Origin of the sequence: Streptomyces sp. W16 (genome assembly GCF_033194735.1) — a bacterium.
GTDB lineage: Bacteria > Actinomycetota > Actinomycetes > Streptomycetales > Streptomycetaceae > Streptomyces.
The window spans coordinates 1-20248 of the sequence record NZ_JAWOAI010000142.1 but is presented as its reverse complement, the minus strand read 5'-3'; the positions used below and the strand labels follow the sequence as shown (position 1 = coordinate 20248).

15 protein-coding genes are annotated in these 20248 nt (G+C 70.6%); 12 read left to right on the top strand and 3 right to left on the bottom strand.

Annotated features, from left to right (window positions below; all coding sequences use genetic code 11):
• Positions 1-207: 207 nt before the first annotated feature.
• A complete protein-coding gene (locus R6V09_RS20350) occupies positions 208-969 on the bottom strand; it encodes an SDR family oxidoreductase (RefSeq protein WP_317882838.1) in 762 nt (253 codons plus the stop codon).
• A gap of 20 nt (positions 970-989) precedes the next feature.
• Positions 990-2168: a phytanoyl-CoA dioxygenase family protein gene (locus tag R6V09_RS20345; RefSeq protein WP_317882837.1), complete on the bottom strand. Its 1179-nt coding sequence runs from the start codon at positions 2166-2168 to the stop codon at positions 990-992.
• 108 nt (positions 2169-2276) lie between these two features.
• On the opposite strand from R6V09_RS20345, the gene R6V09_RS20340 reads away from it, so the two are divergent.
• Positions 2277-3323 (top strand): LacI family DNA-binding transcriptional regulator, encoded by a 1047-nt coding sequence (locus R6V09_RS20340; protein ID WP_317882836.1) that lies wholly within the window; start codon positions 2277-2279, stop codon positions 3321-3323.
• A 332-nt stretch (positions 3324-3655) separates the two neighbouring features.
• Complete coding sequence (locus tag R6V09_RS20335) at positions 3656-4102, top strand: SRPBCC family protein (RefSeq protein WP_317882835.1); 447 nt, start codon at positions 3656-3658, stop codon at positions 4100-4102.
• Positions 4103-4116: 14 nt separating this feature from the next.
• Here R6V09_RS20335 and R6V09_RS20330 read toward each other — a convergent pair whose 3' ends face one another.
• Positions 4117-8166, bottom strand: a complete 4050-nt coding sequence (locus R6V09_RS20330) for a discoidin domain-containing protein (RefSeq protein WP_317882834.1) — start codon at positions 8164-8166, stop codon at positions 4117-4119.
• Positions 8167-8404: 238 nt separating this feature from the next.
• Between R6V09_RS20330 and R6V09_RS20325 the strand changes: the two genes are divergently transcribed.
• From R6V09_RS20325 to R6V09_RS20280, 10 genes are all read left to right on the top strand, one after another.
• A complete protein-coding gene (locus tag R6V09_RS20325; RefSeq protein WP_317882833.1) occupies positions 8405-10534 on the top strand; it encodes a glycoside hydrolase family 27 protein in 2130 nt (709 codons plus the stop codon).
• 78 nt (positions 10535-10612) lie between these two features.
• Positions 10613-11905, top strand: coding sequence for an ABC transporter substrate-binding protein (locus tag R6V09_RS20320; RefSeq protein WP_317882832.1), 1293 nt, complete (start codon positions 10613-10615; stop codon positions 11903-11905).
• 1 nt (position 11906) lies between these two features.
• The gene (locus R6V09_RS20315; RefSeq protein WP_317882831.1) at positions 11907-12842 is read left to right on the top strand and encodes a carbohydrate ABC transporter permease; all 936 of its coding nucleotides are present in this window, start codon (positions 11907-11909) and stop codon (positions 12840-12842) included.
• Positions 12842-13690 carry a carbohydrate ABC transporter permease gene (locus R6V09_RS20310; RefSeq protein WP_317882830.1) on the top strand — a complete coding sequence of 283 codons (849 nt, stop codon included), beginning with the start codon at positions 12842-12844 and terminating at the stop codon, positions 13688-13690. Before R6V09_RS20315 ends, R6V09_RS20310 begins: the two co-directional genes overlap by 1 nt.
• Complete coding sequence (locus R6V09_RS20305) at positions 13687-15747, top strand: alpha-galactosidase (protein WP_317882829.1); 2061 nt, start codon at positions 13687-13689, stop codon at positions 15745-15747. The genes R6V09_RS20310 and R6V09_RS20305 overlap by 4 nt, the downstream gene beginning before the upstream one ends.
• A gap of 52 nt (positions 15748-15799) precedes the next feature.
• On the top strand, positions 15800-16573 hold the full coding sequence (locus R6V09_RS20300) for an SDR family NAD(P)-dependent oxidoreductase (RefSeq protein WP_317882828.1): 774 nt from the start codon (positions 15800-15802) through the stop codon (positions 16571-16573).
• Positions 16574-16607: 34 nt separating this feature from the next.
• Complete coding sequence (locus R6V09_RS20295) at positions 16608-17381, top strand: FadR/GntR family transcriptional regulator (RefSeq protein ID WP_317882827.1); 774 nt, start codon at positions 16608-16610, stop codon at positions 17379-17381.
• Positions 17378-18523 (top strand): galactonate dehydratase, encoded by a 1146-nt coding sequence (dgoD, locus tag R6V09_RS20290; RefSeq protein WP_317882826.1) that lies wholly within the window; start codon positions 17378-17380, stop codon positions 18521-18523. The genes R6V09_RS20295 and dgoD overlap by 4 nt, the downstream gene beginning before the upstream one ends.
• Positions 18520-19338 (top strand): hypothetical protein, encoded by an 819-nt coding sequence (locus tag R6V09_RS20285; RefSeq protein ID WP_317882825.1) that lies wholly within the window; start codon positions 18520-18522, stop codon positions 19336-19338. The genes dgoD and R6V09_RS20285 overlap by 4 nt, the downstream gene beginning before the upstream one ends.
• A 30-nt stretch (positions 19339-19368) precedes the next feature.
• On the top strand, positions 19369-20248 hold an 880-nt coding region (locus tag R6V09_RS20280), incomplete at its 3' end, for a sugar kinase (RefSeq protein WP_317882824.1).

Here is a 20248-nt window from a genome sequence, read left to right as displayed (position 1 = left end):
CAGCGGCGGCGGTCAGGAGCCCGTGCTGACCGGCCCGGCCTTCGTCGACAAGACCAACGTCGCGAAGGTCGCCGAGTTCGCCGCCAAGGGAACACGGTGACGCCCAGGACCCAGATCACGGCCCAGCACACCGATCCGCAGCGGTTCGTCCGTCGTCATGCGCGTACCTCTTCGAGTCGTACCGGGCTCCTTATGCCGGGGTGCGGCTCAGTCCTGGCCGCCGAAGACGTTCTGGTCCCAGTCGATGACCGAGCCGGTGACCACGCCGCTGCGGTCGGAGAGCAGGAAGACGACGAAGTCGGCGATCTCGTCGACCTGCCCGAGCTTGCCCATGGGCTGGGAGCGGGCGGCCTGCTCCCGCCAGTCGTCCCCTGCGCCGTGGAAGGCGCGCTGGATGGCGTCCTCGCCCTCGGTGTCCGTCCAGCCGATGTTGACGGTGTTGATCCGGATCCGGTCGAAGCGGTGGGCGTGCGCCGCGTTGCGGGTCAGCCCCGCGAGTCCGGCCTTGGCGGCGGAGTAGGGGGCGAGATGAGGCGGCCCGCCGTGGGCGCAGTTGGAGCCGATGCTGACGATCGTGCCCGGCGCCGCACGGGCGACCATGTCGGCCACGGCCGCCTGCATCGCGAAGAACGGTGCCTTCAGGTTGATCGCCATGTGCTGGTCGAACAGTTCCGGTGTGGTGTCCAGCAGCGAGCCGCGTGACGTGAGCCCCGCCGCGTTGACGAGGGAGTCGATGCGTCCGTGGATCTCGACGGTCCGTACGACGCTGTCGCGTGCCTGCGCCGGATCGGCGAGGTCCGCCCGCAGGAAGTGGGCTCCTGTCTCCGCGGCGAGTTTCTCGCCGACCTCGGCCCGGCGGCCGGTGAAGACGACGGTCGCGCCTTCCGCCACGGTGGCCCGCACGACACCCGCGCCGACGCCCTGGCTGCCGCCGTTGACGAGGACGACTCTGTCCTCAAGCAGTCCCATGAGAGTGATGTGTCCTTGTCTCAGTTCTGGCGGCGCTTGGCCGCGGCCTGCAGTTCGTGGCGCAGCCGCTCGGGGTCCCAGTCCTCGGCGACGGCCTGGCGCAGGGTATCCGCCTGCGAGGGCGGGGCGAGACCGTCGACCGGCGGGTCGAGGTCGAGGTTGGTGGGGAAGGGGTAGCCCTCGGCGGTGGCGGCGATCACGCGGCGCAGCCAGTCCTCCGAGACGCCTTCGGCCTTGCGGCTCAGCAGCACCGGGAACACGGCGTTCGCCATCGCCTCACGGTCCACCGTCTCCATGGCACGGCCGAACGCGGAGGAGACCTGCAGCAGATTGGCCATGCGCCTGATGTCGGCCGACCGGTTGTGCCCGGCGGCATGGAAGAGCGCCGGGTTGAAGAAGACCGCGTCGCCCTTCTCCAGCGGGAGTTGGACGTGGTGCGCGTCGAAGTACTCGACGAACTGCGGGAGTCGCCAGGCGAGATAGCCGGGCTCGAACCTCTGCGAGTGCGGCAGGTACAGCGTCGGACCGGACTCGACGGGCATGTCGCAGTGGGCCACCGCGCCCTGCAGCGTCAGCACCGGGGAGAGCCGGTGGACGTGCGCGGCATAGGCCGCCGCCTGCTCCTGGGAGAGGAAGCCGAGGTGGTAGTCGCGGTGCACGCTCTGTGCCGCGCCGCCCGGGTTGACCACGTTGACCTGAGAGGTGACCTGGTAGGCGGGACCGAGCCAGGCCTCGGAGACCAGCTCCAGGATGTCGTTGGCGTAGTAGTCGGCGAAGGCCTCGGGGGCCCGTACGGCCACCTTGTCCAGGGCGTTCCACACGCGGTCGTTCGCGCCGGGCTTGGCGAAGTGGTCGCCGCGGCCCGCACCGCTCGCGCGCTCCTCCTCGATCAGCGCCCGGAAGGCGTCGGACGCCCGGTCCACGACGGCCTCGTCGGGGAACGCACCCTTGAGGACCACGATGCCGGGCCCGTCGAGCAGCGCCCGCACCAGTTCGCTCTGTACGTCGCGGCGGCCCTCGGCGGTGGCAGCGAGGGCACGGAGCCGGGCGCTGTCGTAGAGCGGGATGTTCTGCTCGATCCGCTCGGCCGAGGGGTGGTCGGCGAGATCGGTGCGCTGCTCGACGAGTGAGCGGAACGCGTCGAGGTCGCAGTCCGCCTCGGTCAACCAGGTACGCGTCCCTGCGGTTGTGGGAGACATCCGGGTCCTTTCGCTGTCCGTGTGTTTCTGCCAGTCTTGATAAATCAAACCCATCATTCAATGCCCGCAGCTACATCAAAAGCGCATCATCGGTCTGGGGGATCAGACATGCGGCACCAGTACCCGATCAGGGAAATCGCCCGTCAGGCCGGGCTGAGCACAGCCACGGTCGACCGTGTTCTCAATCAGCGGGGCAACGTGACGGAGAGCACCATCAGGGAGGTGCAGGAAGCCATCAAGGACCTGGACCGCCAGCAGAGCCAGGTCCGCCTCGGCGGCCGTACCTTCATGGTCGACATCGTGATGCAGACCCCGGAGCGGTTCTCCACCGCCGTACGGGACGCGCTCGAAGCCGAACTGGCCTCGCTGCATCCCGCTCTTGTGCGTTCGCGCTTCCACTTCCGCGAGACCTGCCCGCCCGCCGAACTGACCGCGACCCTGGACGGGATCGCGAAGCGCGGCTCCCAGGGCGTGATCCTCAAGGCCCCCGACGAGCCGGAGATCGCGGCGGCCGTCGGCCGGCTGATCGCGGCCGGAATCCCCGTGGTCACCCTGGTGACCGACCTGCCGCACAGCGCGCGCCTCGCCTATGTCGGCATCGACAACCGCGCGGCCGGTGCCACCGCCGCCTACCTCCTGGGCCAGTGGCTGGGCAAACGACCCGGCAAAGTGCTGACCACCATCAGCCGGGGTTCCTTCCGGGGCGAGGAGGAACGCGAGATGGGTTTCCGCAGCGCGATGCGCCTCGCCGACCCCCGGCGGTCCCTGGTGGAGGTGACCGACAGCGACGGCCTGGACGCCACCCAGCACGATCTCGTCCTGGCGGCGCTCAAGCGGGACGAGGACATCATCGCCGTCTACTCCGCGGGCGGCGGCAACCTCGCCACCCTCGACGCCTTCGACGCGCTCGGCCGGGAGTGCGCGGTGTTCATCGCCCACGACCTCGACCACGACAACACCCGGCTGCTGCGCGAGCGCCGACTGTCGGCGGTCCTCCACCACGACCTGCGCCAGGACATGCGCCGCGCCTGCCAGATCATCATGCGCGCCCACAAGGCACTCCCCGACGACGGCCCGTCCCTGCCGTCGGCGATCCAGATCGTCACCCCGTTCAACATACCGCCGGGAGCGCCCTCCGCGGCACCGGCCGACTAGGGCTGTCCGGCGGATCCTGCCGCAGACGCGGGGTCTGGCACGCCTTCCCCCACTGTCCTAAAGGCGTGGGGGGACCCCCCAGCGGCGTTGTCGTCGGTCGCCGACGGCTCCGCGTCGCCTCCCTCCTCCGCCTTGCAGTTGGACGCACCAGACCCCGCTCACCGGCGCTGATCAGGCACGGTCGCTTTCCTGCGACCTGATCCGCCGGACAGGCCCTAATACCGGCGGAAGCCGCGGGGAGCAGCGGCGGGGCCGCGCCGATAGGCTGGTGGTGCTCGGCACATCAGCGCGCGCTCAGCCGGAATTCCCGCGATCGCAGCACAGGAGGAGCCATGGCCGGTCAGTTCGAGGCCACAGCCGAGATCAGCCGCCCTGTCGAGGAGGTCTTCGCCTTCCTCGCCGCCGGCACGAACGATCCCAAGTTCAGCCCGAGGGTCCAGGAGATCACGAAGACCCCGGAGGGCCCGACGGCCGTGGGCACGGTCTTCACGAGCACGGTCAAGGACGCCGGGATGAAGACGGGCCGGACCTTCCGGATCACCGAGTTCGAGGAACCCCGCCGCATCCGCTGGGCGGAGACCTCGAAGAACGTCGTGACGGCCGAAGAGGGCGGCTACGACCTCGAATCCACCGGTCCGGGCACGACCAAGGTGCGGATCTTCAACGTCCTCGAAGGCCACGGCGTCGGGAAGCTGCTCGTGGGCTTCGCGCTGGGCGCGGCACGCAAGGACGCGCCCGCGTTCGGGCAGCGCATCAAGACGGCGGTGGAGGCGTCCTGACCCGCCGGTGACCGTCAACGCGCCGTCGCGGGGCGGCTGTTGTAGGCCTCCACCGTCAGCAGCGGATGACCCGAGGTCAGTGCCCGGGCCGGCCAGGACAGGGTGACGGTCTGTGACTCGCCGGGCAGCAGCCACAGGTAGTTGTGGCTGTAGAGCGTCGGCAGCACGCGACGGCCGGTCGCTCCGTTCGTCAGGGAGAGCCGGACCATCGCGGCGACGGCCGGACCGTCGTTGCGGACGGTGGCGGTCAGTCCGGCACGCGTTCCGGAACGGGACCCGCGCCCGACCGTCGCCGACACCTTCGTCCGCGGCGCCCCGCTCAGGGCCCGCATGGCGGCCGGCGTGCGATAGCGCCAGTACGTGTTCCGCGACCGGAGCCGCCCGTCACCGTCCTCCAGCGTCAGGCGCAGGAGGTGCAGATCGGGCAGGTCGTCGGTCCAGGGGATGCTGAACGCCCGCGCGGTTGCGGCCGGTGCCACCTCCAGCCCGGTGCTCTTGTTCCCGCCGAGCCGACGGCCCGACAGGTCGAGCAGTTGCGCGGAGACCACGGCGTTCCGCAGTCCTGCACGGGTGTGGTTGACGGCGATGACCCGCCCCTCGGGGTCGGCCTGGACGTGCAGCGGCTCGCAGGCCGAACGGGCGCCGTAGTACGTGCCGTTGACGTCGAAGTCGTAGTCGTAGGTCTGCCAGACCGTGCTGTGCCAGGCCGGGTGGGACATCCACAGCATGAGGCCGCTGGCGTTGTCCCAGAGGTTCGCGTTCCAGGCCTCGAACATGGCGCGCGTGTTCTCGTAGTTGACGAACTGGGCCTTGCGCGCGAAGTCGTCCAGGCCGGTGGCCTCCCCGAGGCGCGCTTCCACGGCTGCCTTGTAGGTCTGCGGTGCCTGGTTCCCGCGCTCGCTCCAGTCGTGGTAGTACCAGGCGCCCCTGATCGGCCACTCGGGCTCGTCGCCCGTCATGTTCCGCAGGCTGGCGGCGGTGGAGACCACGGGCATGCCGATCTCGGTGTGGAAGCCGAAGTCCTTGCTGCCGTAGGTGGCCGGGTCGAAGTACTTCTCCGGCTCCACCCAGCCGTAGGGTCCGCCGCCGGTGATGATGCCGCCGGCCGAGTTGTTCTGGTAGAGCACGCCGGGGACCTGATCCTCCACGGCCTTGCGCATGCCCTGGTCGATCGCGGCCGGTGGGTTGCCCTCGTTGGCGCCGCACCAGATCACCACGCTGGGGTGGATGCGGTAGCGCAGCACGGTGTCGCGGGCGAGTGAGTTGAAGGCGTCGTGGTCCGGCGGGTCCATGCCCCACGCGTTGGGGAAATCGTTCCACACCAGGATTCCGTGCTCGTCGCAGGCGGCGAAGAACTCCTCCCGGTCGGACGTGCCCACCCAGTTGCGGATCATGGTGAAGTTCATGTCCCGGTGCATCCGCACGGCCGCGTCCATCCGCTCCGGCGGCATCCGGCGCAGCAGCTCGTCCCAGCCCCAGTTGCCGCCCCGGGCCAGGACCCGCACCCCGTTCACGCTGATCTTCAACGGATCCGGGGTGTTGGACACCGACTTCACGTCGGTCCAGACGTCCGCGTCGTCCGACACCTGGATCACATACGTCTTCGGGTACGCGGACTCCCACAGGACGGCGACCCGGTCGAACCTCTTCGAGGAGCCCAGGTCGACCTGGATCCACTGGTGGTCCTCGTAGGCGGAGGACCAGCGGGTGCCCGGATCGCCGTCCGTGGCGTGCGCGGCCGGGTGGTCGGGATCCTCGGTGGAGGCGGTCGTCGTACGACGGAGAGCGAGGTCGGTGCCGGGAACGGCACTGTCGATGACCCCCAGGGACCACAGGGAGTTTCCCCAACTGGTGTTGCGCAGACCGCAGTTGAGGCGGACGTAGCGCGCGGTGCGGGGCGCGAAGTCCTCCACCTGGAGGCTGGCGTTGCCGTTGCCGAAGGGCAGTGGAACCGCGCCGTTGTCCACCGACGCGGCGTCGCTCCAGGTCGCGTTGTCGGTGGAGACCTGCACCACGAAGGTCTTCGCGTACGCCTGTTCCCAGACCAGGTCGACCCGGTCGAAGGACTGCGCGGACCCCAGGTCGACCCGGATCCACTGGTCGTCCTGGTAGGCCGAGGACCAGCGGGTGCCGGGATCGCCGTCGGTCGCGCAGGCGGGGCCGTGATCATCCCCGTCCGTGCTCGAAGCGTCGGCCGGCGCGTGCAGGGCCAGGTCCACCGAGGAGCGGGCGCTGTCGCGCACGGACAGGGCCCACAGGGAGCTGCCCCAACTGGTGGCCCTGGTCAGGCACTTGACGCGCACATACCGGGCCTGTCGGCGGTCGAAGGTGACGGACTGGGTGTAGGCGTCACCGGAGTCGGCGAACGGCAGCGGCACCGTGTACTCGTAGCCGAACTGGCGGATGCCGAACCGGGTGGTGCGGCGGTCGCTCTCCGAGCCGTCGAGCGAGGCGACCAGGGTGAGTTGGTGGAGCGCGGGGTCGCCCAGACCGTTGGGCCACCACAACTCCGGGTCGTGCAGCCGCAGTTGGGTGAAGGCGTCGGGGGTGAACACGACGTCGACGCTCTCGCCCGCGGGCACGGTGACGACCTTGCTGACCCGTACTTCGCCGAAGGCCGCGGAGACCGTCGTCCGGTGGTCGGCCGTGTCGGCGTTGCGGACCGGGACGACCACGGTCAGTTCGGCGACCGACAGACCGGGCAGGTCCGGCAGCAGCGTGTCGACGCGCGGATCGCCGATCACCACATGGCCGGTCGAGCGCAGCCGGACGTGGTTCCAGATGCCGGCGGCCCGGTCGCGTACGGCCGGCATCCAGTCCCAGCCCGAAGCGGCCAGGTAGGTGGGGGAGTTGAGGTTCATCTGATTGGCGCCCGCGTCCACCCAGGACTCGCCGGCGGGGCCCTTGTCGCCGGGGCTTCCGGGTACCGGCATCGGCGTGACCTTCACCGCGAGCGCGTTCGCCCCGCCCGGAGCGAGCAGTTGGGTCACATCGAGGGCCGAGCGCGCGAAGGGGTACGTGAGTCCGCCGACGTGGTGGCCGTTGAGCCAGATGTCGGCCGTGTGGTTGACGCCGTCGAACTCAAGCCAGGTCCGGCGCCCGGCCCCGGTGCGCAGACCGCGCGGCAGCTCGAAGTCCCGTTTGTACCACCACGCATGGCGTGACAGGGCCTCGGGGACACGGAGGTTGTTCAGTCCGGCCACGGGATCGGGCAGCTTGCCCTGGTCGACGAGCGAGGCCAGCACCGTGCCGGGGACGGTGGCCGGCAGCCAACTGCTCGTGTCGAAGGACGACTTGGAAAGCTCCGTACCGTCGCCGCCCGCCCAGTCGTCCAGCGTCAGCCGCCAGCCGGACTCCACCGGAACCGTGCCGTCCTCGGCCACCGCCAGCTTCGGCGCCGGGCCGGTGTGGGTGCCCCAGTCCGTCCAGCCCGTGGCCGGCGGGCGGTGGCCCTTGGCGGTGCCGTAGACCTCGAAGCCGTTCAGGCCGAGGGGGTTGGGGTTGGAGCGCCGGTTCGAGGTCAGCCGCACCCAGCGCGCTGCGACCGGGCGAGGGGGCTGGATGTTCACCACTCCGCCGGTGCCCGCCGTGGTGCGGTACACGCCGGTCCAGGACGTGTGATCGGTCGATGTCTCGACGACGTACTCGACCGAGTAGCTGGACTGGATCTCCTTGCCCGTGGTGCCGTCGGCCGGGTTGCCCGAGGTGGGCGGTGTGAACACCGGGTCGTTCGCGTCGCCTTCGAAGGTGAGGCGGATCGAGGTGACGTCGCACGCGGCCTGCAGATCGACCGAGATCCACTGCGGGTCGCCCGCCCCGGCCCGCCATCCGCTGCCGCGCACACCCGGCGAGTTGAGCCGGTCCACCACGAACGAACCCGGGGTGGGCGCGTAGGCCGTCGAGGAGACGAACACCGGGCGGTGGAGGGCGAGTTCGCCCGGCGAGGAGGACGCGGCGGCCGACTCGGGCAGATGGAGGTCGAGCCCGAACCCCGCCAGCAGGCCGGAGCCCGTGGTGACGAAGGAGCGGCGCGAAAGGCGTGGCGAACTCGGCTGATCTGCCATGAGCGTGATGTCCCCTCAAGAACGTCGGCGGCTTTGACAACGTTGCCAAAGGCTGTGACGCGTGGGGAGCTCTGTCAACCCCTGATGCAGCGTTCTAATAAATTAGGAATTAATATTGACAGGGTTTCGGTCGCACGCCACAGTCGTCGCCGTGACGCCGCTCGGGCCTGTCCGGCGGATCCTGCCGCAGCGCGGCCCGCGTCACGACCTCCTGCTTCCCAACCTCCGGGAGAGGCAAGTGATTTCATCTCCGCAGGTCCGCACGCCCGCGGTAGCGAGACTGACCCGCCGTGCCACCGTCATCGCCATCGCGACCGTACTGGCGGCGACCGCCGCCCCGGTGGCCACGGCGCGGACCGGCACCGACCAGGGCGCGCCCGACTACTACGACAGCGGTCTCGCACCGACGCCCTACATGGGCTGGAACACCTACTACGGGCTCGGCGCACCCACCGAACAGCAAGTGCGCGCCGTCGCGGACAGGCTGGTCAACAGCGGTCTGCGGGACGCCGGTTACGACATCGTGTGGCTCGACGGCGGCTGGCAGGCCGACAACCCGCGTGATGCGAAAGGCCAGTTGGTCGCCAACCCGGACCGCTTCCCTTCCGGCATCCCGGCACTCGTCTCCTACCTCCACGAACGCGGACTGCGCGCGGGCATCTACACCGACGCCGGCACCTACGACGGCGGCAAGAGCTGCGGGCTGGGCAGCCGCGGGTACTACGACCAGGACGCCCGGCAGTTCGCCGGCTGGAAGATCGACGCGGTCAAGGTCGACTTCCTGTGCGGCATCGGCGCCAAGCTCGATCCGGGCCCGGCCTTCAAGGAGTTCAGCGACGCGGTCGCCAAGTCCGGCCGCAAGATGCTGCTGAACCTCTGCAACCCGCTCACCGACGACTGGGGCCTGCCGCACACGCCGGAGCAGGACGCGCACAACACCTACGTCTACGGCCCGACGACCGCCGACTCCTGGCGCACCGGCACGGACATCGCCTGGGGCACCGCGAGCCCGGGTCAATGGCCCAACGTGCTGCGCAACATGGACGCCAACGCCTGGCACCCCGAGGCACAGGGGCCCGGCCACTACAACGACCCCGACTACCTCATCCCGATGCGCAAGATGACCGACGGGTCGTACGAGCTCAGCCAGGAGGAGTCGACCAGCCAGTTCGTGATGTGGGCCGAGATGGGCTCGCCACTCGTCCTCGGCTCCGACCCCCGCACCCTGTCCGACTCCATGCTGGCCACCCTGCGCAACCCGGAGATCATCGGTGTCGACCAGGACCCGCTGGCCGTCCAGGGCGTGCGCGTGGCGACCGACTCGGTCGGGGACGTGTACAGCAAGGTGCTGGAGAGACACGGGCAGCGCGCGGTCGTGCTGCTCAACCGGTCCGACCAACCCGCCCTGCGCACCGTGCAGTTCGCGGACACCGGGCTCGGTGGGGCGGTGCGGGTCCGGGACCTGCGGGCGCGCGCCGACAAGGGCACGCACACGGGGTCGTACACCGTCGAGGTCCCCGCGCACGGCACCGCGTTCCTGAAACTGACCGGGGCCGACGCCCTGCCCGGTACGAATCTGGGGCAGGAGACCACGGCGAGTCCGGCCGTCGCGAGTGACGGCGACACGCTGACCACCTTCCTGCGCGGCCCGCACGGCTCACTCGTCCAGCAGGCCGACGGCAAGGCGAAGGACCTCGGCGGTCCCACGAAGGGCCGGATCCTCGGCCAGCCCGCCGCGTACGCCTCGGCCGGCGGCCGGATCGACGTCTTCGTGCGCGGCACCGACTCCCGGGTGTACCGGCGGGCCTTCACCAACGGCCGCTGGGGCGCGTGGCAGAGCCTGGGCGGGCAAGTGGCCGACGCGCCCTCGGTGGCGTTCACCGATCCCGCGAACTGGACCCTGTTCGCCACCGGCTCCGACGGACAGGTCGTGCAGCGCGGCCCGTCGACCGCGTGGTCCTCGCTCGGCGCACCCGGTGGCCGGGCGGTGTACGGGCGGCCGTCCGCCGTCGTCGACGCCGAGGGACGGGTGCATGTGGCCGTGCGCTCCGCGGCCGACGACGTGTGGACCCGGTCCCGGGAGGCATCGGGGGAGTGGTCGCCGTGGACCTCGCTCGGCGGGACCGTCAGCGGCAGCCCGACGCTGGTCGCCGTAGGAGACGCCGTGGTGCTGTACGCGCGGGCCGCCGACTACACGCTCTGGCAGCAGCGGTACGAGAACGGTGCCTGGCAGGGGTGGACCAAGCAAGTGGCCTTCCCCAGCGCCGCGTTCGACGGTGCGCTCGGTGCGGTGGCCGGGCCGGGCGGAACGGTCGACGCGGTGTACCGGGGAGTCGACGGCTACGTACACCGGACTCAGTTCAACTAAATTAGTAATTATTCTTGACGTGGTGGGGACGCCACGCGAATCTGGATCCGCCCGCGAGGGATCCACAGGGAGCCATCCATGACGAACCACCAGCCAGACAGACGCCGGTTCCTCGCCGGGCTCGGCGCCACGGGAGCGGCGGCGCTGCTCAGCGGCTGTGTCACCTCCACCTCCACCGGGAAGAGTTCCTCGAAGGGTGCGGTGACCCTCCAGTCCAACCTCTCCGCCCCGCAGGCCAAGGCCGCGATGCAGGACCTCGTCGCCGCCTACGCCAAGAAGGGGTCCGAGCGCGCGAGCCTCAACACGGTCGCCGCGGAGACCTACCGCACCCAGCTGCCGACGTACCTCACCTCGGCCAACCCGCCGGACGTGTACACCTGGTACCCCGGCTCGGTGGCGGACGCGTACGCGAAGAAGAACCTGCTGCTCGACCTCGACGAGGCGTGGACCACCTCGCCCGACCTCAAGCGCTACTCCAAGGCCCTCAACTCGCTGTGCACGTCGACGAGTTCGGGCAAGAAGGTCTTCGTGCCCAGCACCTACTACTGGTGGGGCATGTTCTACCGGAAGTCCAACTTCGCCAAGTGGGGCGTCAGCGAGCCCAAGAGCTGGGACGAGTTCCTCGACCTTTGCGACAAGCTCAAGAAGAAGGGCGTCAACCCGATCGGTCTTGGCGCCGGCGGCGGCACGGCCTGGGTGGCCTCGGCGTGGTTCGACTACCTCGACATCCGGATCAACGGAGCCGAGTACCACCGCCAACTCCTCGCCGGAAAGCACAAGTTCACCGACCCCGAGGTGCGCAAGGTCTTCGACCGCTGGCAGGAGGTGCTGCCGTACTTCGACCCGAACGGCGCCGCCGTCGCCTTCCAGGACGCCACCACCTCCCTGCTCAACGGCCGCAGCGGCATGATGCTCATCGGCACCTTCTTCGCCGACGCTGCCCCCAAGAACGCCCTCGACGACATCGACTTCTTCCGCTTCCCCGTCATCGACTCGAAGATCCCGCTCGCCGAAGAGGCGCCTGTCGACGGCTACTTCGCCAGCGCCCGCACCGGCCGCCACGACCAGGTCATCGACCTGATGAAGTACCTCGCCACCGCCGAGGCCCAGGAGATCTACATCAAGGGCTCCTCCGGCACCGTCCTGCCCTGCCACCCCGACGCGAAGGACGCGGGTACGGCGCTGGTCAAGAAGGGCCGCGCACATGTCGCGGAGGCGGCCGAGATCACCCAGTTCTTCAACCGGGACTCCAGCGACGCCCTCCAGCCCACCGCCGACAACGCGTTGACGAAGTTCCTGGCCAAGCCCAAGTCGATCGGGAGCATCCTCACCGACTGGCAGCGCGACGCCGAGAAGATCTGGAACGCCTGACATGGCCGTCCTGACCGCGCCCGACCGGAAGTCCCCGGCCCGAACGCCCGCCCAGGGCAAGCGGGTCCGGGGACCCCGGCGCACACCCCCGCTGGTCCTCGCCTTCGTTCTCGTCCCGCTTCTCGTCGAGGCCGTGTGGGTGTTCTGGCCCGCCGTGCAGGGCTTCTACCTCGCCTTCACCCGCTGGGACGGCGTCTCCCCACCCCAGTTCATCGGCCTGGACAACTTCCGGGAGATGGCCCACGACGACGTCTTCCGCAGCGCGACCGGCCACACCGTCCTCTGGCTCGTCCTCTTCGGCGGCCTCTCCGCCGTGCTCGGCCTCGCCGCCGCACTCCTGCTCCAACAGGAGCGCCGTGGCGTCGGCTTCTACCGCGCGGCCCTCTTCCTGCCCGTCGTCTTCTCCCTGGTCGCCACCGCCCTCGTCTGGCAGGCCATCTACCAGCCCGACGGTGTCCTCAACCAACTCCTCCAGTCGGTCGGCCTCGGCAGCCTGCGCCACGCTTGGCTCGCCGACCAGGACACCGCTCTCTACGCCGTGATCGTGCCTGCGCTCTGGCGCCAGATCGGCTACGTGATGGTCCTCTACCTGGCGGGCCTCAAGGGCATCGACCCGGCCCTGTACGAGGCGGCCAAGGTCGACGGTGCCGGCGCGTGGCAACGCCTGAGGCACGTCACCCTGCCCCAACTCCGCAGCGTGAATGCGGTAGTTCTGTCCGTCATCGTCATCGACTCACTGCGCTCCTTCGACGTCGTATGGTCACTGACCCGCGGCGGCCCTTACCACTCCTCCGAGCTGCTGAGCACCTACATGTACTCGACCGCCTTCCAGTCCCTACGACTTGGCTACGGCTCCGCACTCGCCGTCGTCATTTTCGTGCTGGCCTTCGGCGTCATCTGCTCCTACCTCGTCCGCGCGTTCCGGGAGGCCGACTGATGTCCGCCAACTCCACGGCCCTGCGCCGCAAGCGGGCCGCGACCGCCGGATTTCACCTGGGCGCGGGCGCGTTGGCGATCCTGTGGCTGCTGCCCATCGCCCTGGTCGTGGTGACCAGCCTGCGCTCCTTCGACGACATCGCTGCGAACGGCCTGGGCAGTTGGCCGCACTCCTTCACCCTCGGCAACTTCCGCCAGGCCTGGGTCGACGGCGGCCAGCAGCGCGCTCTCATCAACAGCCTGCTCGTCACGATTCCCTGCGTCCTGATCACCCTGGCCCTCGCCGCGATGGCCGCCTTCGCCCTGAGCCGCTACGAACTCCCGTTCCGCCGCTCCCTGTTGCTCCTCATGCTCGGCGGCAACCTGCTCCCACCGCAGATCCTCCTCATCCCGGTGTCCAAGCTCAGCGAGGTGATGGGCGTCTTCGACACCCTGCCTGCGCTCATCGGCGTGCAGATCGGCTTCGGCGTCGGCTTCTACGTCTTCGTCCTGCACGGATTCATGCGGTCGATCCCGGTGGAGATCCAGCAGGCGGCGGTCGTCGACGGCGCCGGCCCCTGGCAGATCTTCTGGCGGATCATCCTCCCGCTGACCCGCCCCGCCCTCGCCGCGCTCAGCGCCCTGTCCTTCACCTGGATCTTCAACGACCTGCTCTGGGCCATCACCGTCCTGCGCAGCGACACCAAGATGCCGATCACCGCCGCCCTCATCGGACTTCAGGGCCAGTTCGTGTCGATGTGGAACGTCATCGCGGCCGGCTCCGTCATCGCCGCCGCACCCACCGTCGCCGTCTTCCTGCGCTTCCAGCGGCACTTCGTGGCCGGGCTCAACCTCGGGGCGGTCAAGTGACGTACGAGCGCTGGACCTTGCGCACGGAGAACACCAGCTACACCGTGCGCCTGTCCCCGGACGGCCCCTGGGTCGAACTCGACGCCTGGGGACCGCTCGGCGTCGAGGACGGCCCGTCCGCCCTCGACTGGTCGCGGCGCACCCACTTCATCACGCCCGCCGACGCGGCCCCCGCCGAGTATCTGCCGTACGGCCTACGGCCGTTCACCGGCTCGGAACTGGTGGTGTCGGGCCCGGACGGGGACCGGGGTGCGTGGTGGGAGTTCGACGACGTGGAGGCGGAGGAGACCGCGCTGCGGTTCGCCTTCCGCGACGAACAGCGGGGCCTGCGCACCGTCCTCCACTACGAGACCGTCCCCGGCACGGATGTGATCCTCCGCCGGACCGAGTTCACCGCCACCGACGAACTCCGCCTGGAGCGGCTCGACTCGGCCGCCCTGAACATCCCGATCAGCGGAGTCGCTCGCCTCACGTATCTCACGGGCCAGTGGTCGCAGGAGTTCCAGCGCACCCAACTCGACCTGCCCAGAGGTACGTTCACCATCGGCAGCCTGCAAGGCGTACCGGGGCACGCCTACGCGCCCTGGCTCGCGGTGCAGGACGGCGAGGCACCGGCCGCATACGGCGTCGCCCTCGCCTGGCCCGGCAACTGGCACATCACCGCTGAGGCCGAACCCGGTGGTGCCGTACGGGTGCGAGCGGGCCGTGTGCCGCACGAGGGTGCAGTACTGCTCGCCCCCGGCGAAACCCTCGTCACCCCCCAACTCGCCTGCGCCTTCAGCCCGGACGGCCTCGACGGACTCTCCCGCGTCTGGCACCGCTACGAGCGACACCTCTCCGGCGAGCGCCTGCACCGCCCCCGCAAAGTCCTCTACAACTCCTGGGAGGCCACCGGCTTCGACGTCGACGCGGCCGGGCAACTGGAGCTGGCGAAGACGGCCGCCGACATCGGAGCCGAACTGTTCGTCGTCGACGACGGCTGGTTCACCGGACGCGCCGACGACACCGGCGGACTCGGCGACTGGTGGCCGGACCCGGCCGCCTTCCCCCAGGGCTTCGCCCAATTCATCACGGACGTAAGGGCGTTGGGGTTGGACTTCGGCCTGTGGATAGAGCCCGAGTCCGTGAGCCCGGGCAGCCGTCTGCACGCCGAACACCCCGAGTGGGTCTACCGGATCGAGGGCCGCCCCGGCCGGCTCGTCCGCAACGAGCTCCTCCTGGACCTCGGCCGGACCGACGTCCAGGATTTCGTGATCGGCACGCTCGACCGGCTGCTCGGCACGTACGACATCAGCTACCTCAAGTGGGACATGAACCGGCCGCCCACCGAACGCGGACGCCCCGGCGCCGGTCGGGTCGATCTGGACGCCGAGCACGTCGCCGGATACCTGCGCGTCCTCGACCACCTCCGGTCCGCCCACCCCGACGTCACCGTCGAGGGCTGCGCGGGCGGCGGCGGCCGGATCGAGCACGCGACCATCGCGCGCACGGACGTGGTCTGGCCCAGCGACAACACCGCCCCGCTGGACCGGTTGAGGATCCAGTACGGCTTCCTGCACGCGCACGCCCCGCACGTCATGAGCTCCTGGGTCACCGACGCGCCCGGCGTCTTCGACCCACGCCCGCGCAGCCTCGCCTTCCGCTTCGTCAACGCCATGTGCGGAGTGCTCGGTGTCGGCGCGGACCTGCGCGCCTGGACGCCGGAGCAGCGGGCCGAGGCCGCCGGGTGGATCGCCCGGTACAAGGAGGTGCGGGACGTGATCCACCACGGCGAGGCACGGCTCCTCGGTACACCGGAGGACCCGAGCTGCGGTGTGCAGTACGACGCCGGGGACCGGACCGTCGTCGCCGCGCTGAGCACCGGGCGGCTCGACGGGGCCCCGCTCGTGCCGGGGCGTCCGGACCGGCTCCGGCTGCGGGGACTCGAACCGGCGGCGCGCTACCGGGACACGGCGACCGGGACGTCGTACAGCGGAGCCCATCTGCTGCACTACGGGCTGCCGTTCGCCTGGAGTGGCGGTCACGACGCCGACCTGGTCGTGCTGCTGCGCGAGTGAGCCCCGTTATGTTTCCAGCAAGCCCTGACGCGCGAAGGAGTCGAACCCCACGATGGACCAGCCCGTACGACGGCACGGCGCCCGCTTCACCGGGCGCACGGCCGTGATCACCGGAGCGGCCTCAGGAATCGGCGCCGCCACGGCCGTACGCCTCGCCGAGGAGGGAGCGGCCGTCGTGCTCGTCGACATCGCCGAGGAGCGGGGCGAGGCGGTGGCGGAGCGGATCGGCAAGGACGGCGGGCGGGCCCGGTTCGTGGCCGCCGATGTCGCGGCCGAGGACGACTGGACGCGGATCGTCGAGGCCGCGCACGGCTTCGGGCCCGTCGACGTCCTCGTCAGCAACGCCTTCACCGTCGACGTCACACCCGCCCACGAGATGAGCCTCGCCTCCTGGCAGCGGCAGCTCGACGTCAATCTGACCGGCAGCTTCCTCGGCTTCCGGGCGGTCCTGCCCGATCTGGAGAAGCGGCGGGGCGCGGTCGTGCTGACCTCGTCCGTGCACGCGTACAGGGGCCTTCCCGGGCATCCCGCCTACGCCTCCGCCAAAGGGGCCCTGCTCTCCCTGTGCGGCCAACTCGCCGTCGAATACGGGCCTGTTGTGCGTGTCAACGCCGTCGTGCCAGGCCCGATACTCACCGCCGCCTGGGACAGGGTGCCGCCCGAGGAACGGGAACGGAGCATCGCCGAGACGGCGGCCCGCCGCTTCGGCACACCCGAGGAGGTGGCCGCTGCCATCGCGTTCCTCAGCGCGGACGAAGCCTCCTTCATCACCGGTACGAGTCTCGTGGTGGACGGCGGCTGGAGCGTCGTCAAGGCCTCCGCATGACCACGCTCCCCAACCAGCAGAAAGGCTGTACGACATGACGCCCTATGCCCGTCGAGGCGTCCACGGCCAGACCGTGGAACTCCTCGCCCGCCGCATCCTGGGCGGTGAGATCGCAGAAGGGGCCACGCTCGATCTCGTGGCGCTGCAGAGCGAGTTGGACGTGAGCCTGACCGCGCTGCGCGAGTCGCTGAAGGTGCTCGCGGCCAAGGGAATGGTCGACGCCCGTCAGCGTCGCGGTACTTTCGTGCGACCCCGTGCCGAGTGGAACCTGCTCGACGCGGACGTGCTGCGCTGGCAGTTCGAGGGAGCCTCCACCACCGAGTCCGACCGGGCGCTGCTGCACAGCCTCGCCGAAGTGCGCGCCATCATCGAACCCGCCGCCGTCCGCCTCGCCGCCCAGCGCCGCACCGACGAGGACCTGGCCGCCCTGGACGGCGCCCTCGACGCGATGGGGGAGCAGGGCGGCGACGCGGCCCACGCTGTCGAGGCCGACCTCGCCTTCCACCGCGCGCTGCTCGCCGCCACCCACAACGAACTCCTCGAACGCATGGAGATGGTGATCGAGTCGGGGCTGGCGCACCGCGACCGCATCGTGCACAGCGCCCCGCACAGCGAGGACCCGGTCCCGGCCCACCGCGCCGTCCTGGACGCCGTACGCGACAAGGACCCGCAGGCCGCCGAGGCCGCGATGCGTGCCCTGCTCGACCAGGCCGGCCGCGATCTGGACCGCCTCGGCGACTCCGAAGAGGGTTCGGAAGAAGACTCCGAAGAGGGCTCCGAAAAGACGGAAGGCTCCCGCTCCCAGTGAAGATCACCCGTATCGAGACCTTCCTGGTCCCGCCCCGCTGGCTGTTCTGCCGGGTGGAGACCGACGAGGGCGTGGTCGGCTGGGGCGAACCGGTCGTCGAAGGGCGCGCCGAGGTGGTGCGTGCCGCGGTCGACGTCCTGGCCGAACACCTCGTCGGCCAGGACCCGTTGAGAATCCAGGACCACTGGCAGGTGATGTCCAAGGGCGGCTTCTACCGGGGCGGCCCCATCCTCTCCAGCGCCGTCGCGGGCCTCGACCAGGCGCTGTGGGACATCGCCGGGAAGACCTACGGCGCTCCCGTGCACGCCCTGCTCGGCGGCCCGGTGCGCGACCGCGTCCGGGTCTACGCGTGGGTCGGCGGCGACGAACCCGCCCAGCTGAGCGAGCAGATCGCCGCCCAGGTGGAGGCGGGCTTCACCGCCGTGAAGATGAACGCCGCCGGGGCCACCTCACCGATCCCCACCCCCGCCGAGACCGCCGCGATCGTCGCCCGTGTCGCCGCCGCCCGCGAGGCACTCGGCCCGGACCGCGATGTCGCCGTCGACTGCCACGGCCGCTTCACCGCTCCCGCCGCCCGCCGCGTCCTCACCGAACTCGCCCCGCTGCACCCGCTGTTCGTGGAGGAACCCGTCCTGCCGGAGCACGGTCACCTGCTGGCGGGCCTGGTGGAGTCGAGCCCGGTACCCCTCGCCACCGGTGAACGCCTCTACGGACGCGCCGAGTTCCTGCCCCCGCTCACCGCGGGCATCGCTGTCGTCCAGCCCGACCTGTCCCACGCCGGCGGTATCTCGGAGGTGCACCGCATCGCGTCCCTCGCGGAGGCCTACGGCGCCCAGCTCGCCCCGCACTGCCCGCTCGGCCCGATCGCGCTGGCGGCCAGTCTGCAGGTCGCGTTCGCCACCCCCAACTTCCTCATCCAGGAACAGAGTCGGGGCATCCACTACAACAAGGACGCCGACCTGCTGTCCTACCTCGTCGACCCCGCGCCGTTCCGGTTCGTCGACGGCCACGCCCTGCGCGGCGACGCCCCCGGCCTCGGCATCACCGTCGACGAGGCCGCCGTACGCGCCGCCGACCGCACTGGTCACGCCTGGCGCAACCCCGTGTGGCGGCACGCCGACGGCTCCTTCGCGGAGTGGTGACCGTGCCGCTGGACATCGTTATCGACCCTGCCCACGGCGGCCGTTGGACCTCGCTGCGGGCGGGGGACCGTGAATGGCTGTGGCGGCGCGACGCACCCGAGCGGGAGAAGGTGTTTCCCGGCGAGGCCTTCGTGGACGCGGGTGGGCTTGAGGAGTGTGTTCCCACGGTGCGTGGCACCCCCGATCACGGGGACGCCTGGTCACGGCCCTGGACGCGGGAAGCGGGGGCGGACGTCGTCCGCTGCGACCGGTTCAGCCTGTCCCGCAAGGTGCGCCCCACCTCCGACGGAGCCGAGGTCGACTACGTCCTGACGGCCGACGCGGGCTTCCGCTTCGTATGGGCCGCGCACGCCCTGCTCGACCTCTCCGACCAGGCGGGGCTGCACCTGCGGGACGGAGCGCGCACCAGGCTCTTCCCGGAGGCGGCGCCGCTGTTGGACGGGGTGTGGCCGGAGGGCGCTCCGTGGGTAGAGGGTGACTGGCCCGCGCCGGGCGGACTGCGCCTCGACCGGTTCGGACCGGACGACGGTACTGCCGTAGGAGCCGTCGTGGACGCTTCACACTGTTGCGTCCACGACCGGGCCGACCGTCTCTCCCTCGCCCTCGAAGCGGACGGGCAGCCCTTGTCCATCGCCCTGTGGCGCAACCTGGGCGGCTTTCCCGCCCCGGACTCCTACCGCAGCACGGGCGTCGAACCGATGCTCGGCCGCGTCTTCGACCTCGCCGAGGCCGGCCCCGGGGATGCCGCCCGGGTGCCCGCCTCGGGTGAGGTGCGGTGGCGGCTGACGCTGACCACACACTGCCGTTGCGGCTGAACCGACCTGCACGGGAAGGGAATTCGTCACATGGATCTTGAAGACGCCCGAGCAGTCGCCGTCGGAGTCGACGGGGGCGAAGGGGCGGTGGTCTGCATCGGGGAGACCATGGCGGCCCTGGCGCCCGCGCCGTCCGCGTCGCTGGAGAGCGCCGACGACCTGCGTGTGTCGGTGGCCGGCGCGGAGTCGAACGTGGCCATGTACCTGGCGGACCTGGGAATCCCCGTGTCCTGGCTCTCGGCCGTGGGGGACGACGCGTTGGGTCGGCGGGTGCTGGCCGAGGTCGGCGCGGCGGGAGTCGACGTAGGCGGAGTGCGCCGCGACCCGGAGCGGCCCACGGGCCTGCTGGTGAAGGAGCCGACCGGCAGCCGGACCCGCGTCCACTACTACCGCGGCAACTCGGCGGCCTCGGCGATGGGCCCCGACGTACTCGACGACGAGCGGCTCAGGTCGGCCTCCGTCGTCCATCTCACGGGCGTGACCGCGGCGCTGTCCCCGTCCTGCCGGAGCCTGCTGGCCACCGCGCTCGCCGTCCCCGCCGGCGAGCGGCCGTACGCCATCAGCTTCGACGTCAACCATCGTCCCGCGCTGTGGCCGCCCGACACGGCCGCCACCGTGCTCCGCGACCTCGCCGACCGGGCCGACATCACGTTCGTCGGGCTCGACGAGGCACAGGAACTCTGGGACCCGGACCTCGAACCGGCCGACGTACGACGGCTGTTGCCCCGTCCGCGCCTCCTCGTCGTCAAGGACGGCGGGCATTCGGCCGTCGCCTTCAGCGCGGAGGGCACATGGACCGTGCCCGCGCCGGCCACGGACGTGGTGGAGCCGGTCGGCGCCGGCGACGCGTTCGCCGCCGGGGTACTGGCCGGTCTGCTGCGCGGCGGCGGCGCGCTCCTGGATGCCCCGG

Bases quoted from the DNA above. Each gene is read 5' to 3' on its own strand.
- R6V09_RS20350 (WP_317882838.1), bottom strand. From the start codon at position 969: ATGGGACTGCTTGAGGACAGAGTCGTCCTCGTCAACGGCGGCAGCCAG.
- R6V09_RS20345 (WP_317882837.1), bottom strand. From the start codon at position 2,168: ATGTCTCCCACAACCGCAGGGACGCGTACCTGGTTGACCGAGGCGGAC.
- R6V09_RS20340 (WP_317882836.1), top strand. From the start codon at position 2,277: ATGCGGCACCAGTACCCGATCAGGGAAATCGCCCGTCAGGCCGGGCTG.
- R6V09_RS20335 (WP_317882835.1), top strand. From the start codon at position 3,656: ATGGCCGGTCAGTTCGAGGCCACAGCCGAGATCAGCCGCCCTGTCGAG.
- R6V09_RS20330 (WP_317882834.1), bottom strand. From the start codon at position 8,166: ATGGCAGATCAGCCGAGTTCGCCACGCCTTTCGCGCCGCTCCTTCGTC.
- R6V09_RS20320 (WP_317882832.1), top strand. From the start codon at position 10,613: ATGACGAACCACCAGCCAGACAGACGCCGGTTCCTCGCCGGGCTCGGC.
- R6V09_RS20315 (WP_317882831.1), top strand. From the start codon at position 11,907: ATGGCCGTCCTGACCGCGCCCGACCGGAAGTCCCCGGCCCGAACGCCC.
- R6V09_RS20310 (WP_317882830.1), top strand. From the start codon at position 12,842: ATGTCCGCCAACTCCACGGCCCTGCGCCGCAAGCGGGCCGCGACCGCC.
- R6V09_RS20300 (WP_317882828.1), top strand. From the start codon at position 15,800: ATGGACCAGCCCGTACGACGGCACGGCGCCCGCTTCACCGGGCGCACG.
- R6V09_RS20295 (WP_317882827.1), top strand. From the start codon at position 16,608: ATGACGCCCTATGCCCGTCGAGGCGTCCACGGCCAGACCGTGGAACTC.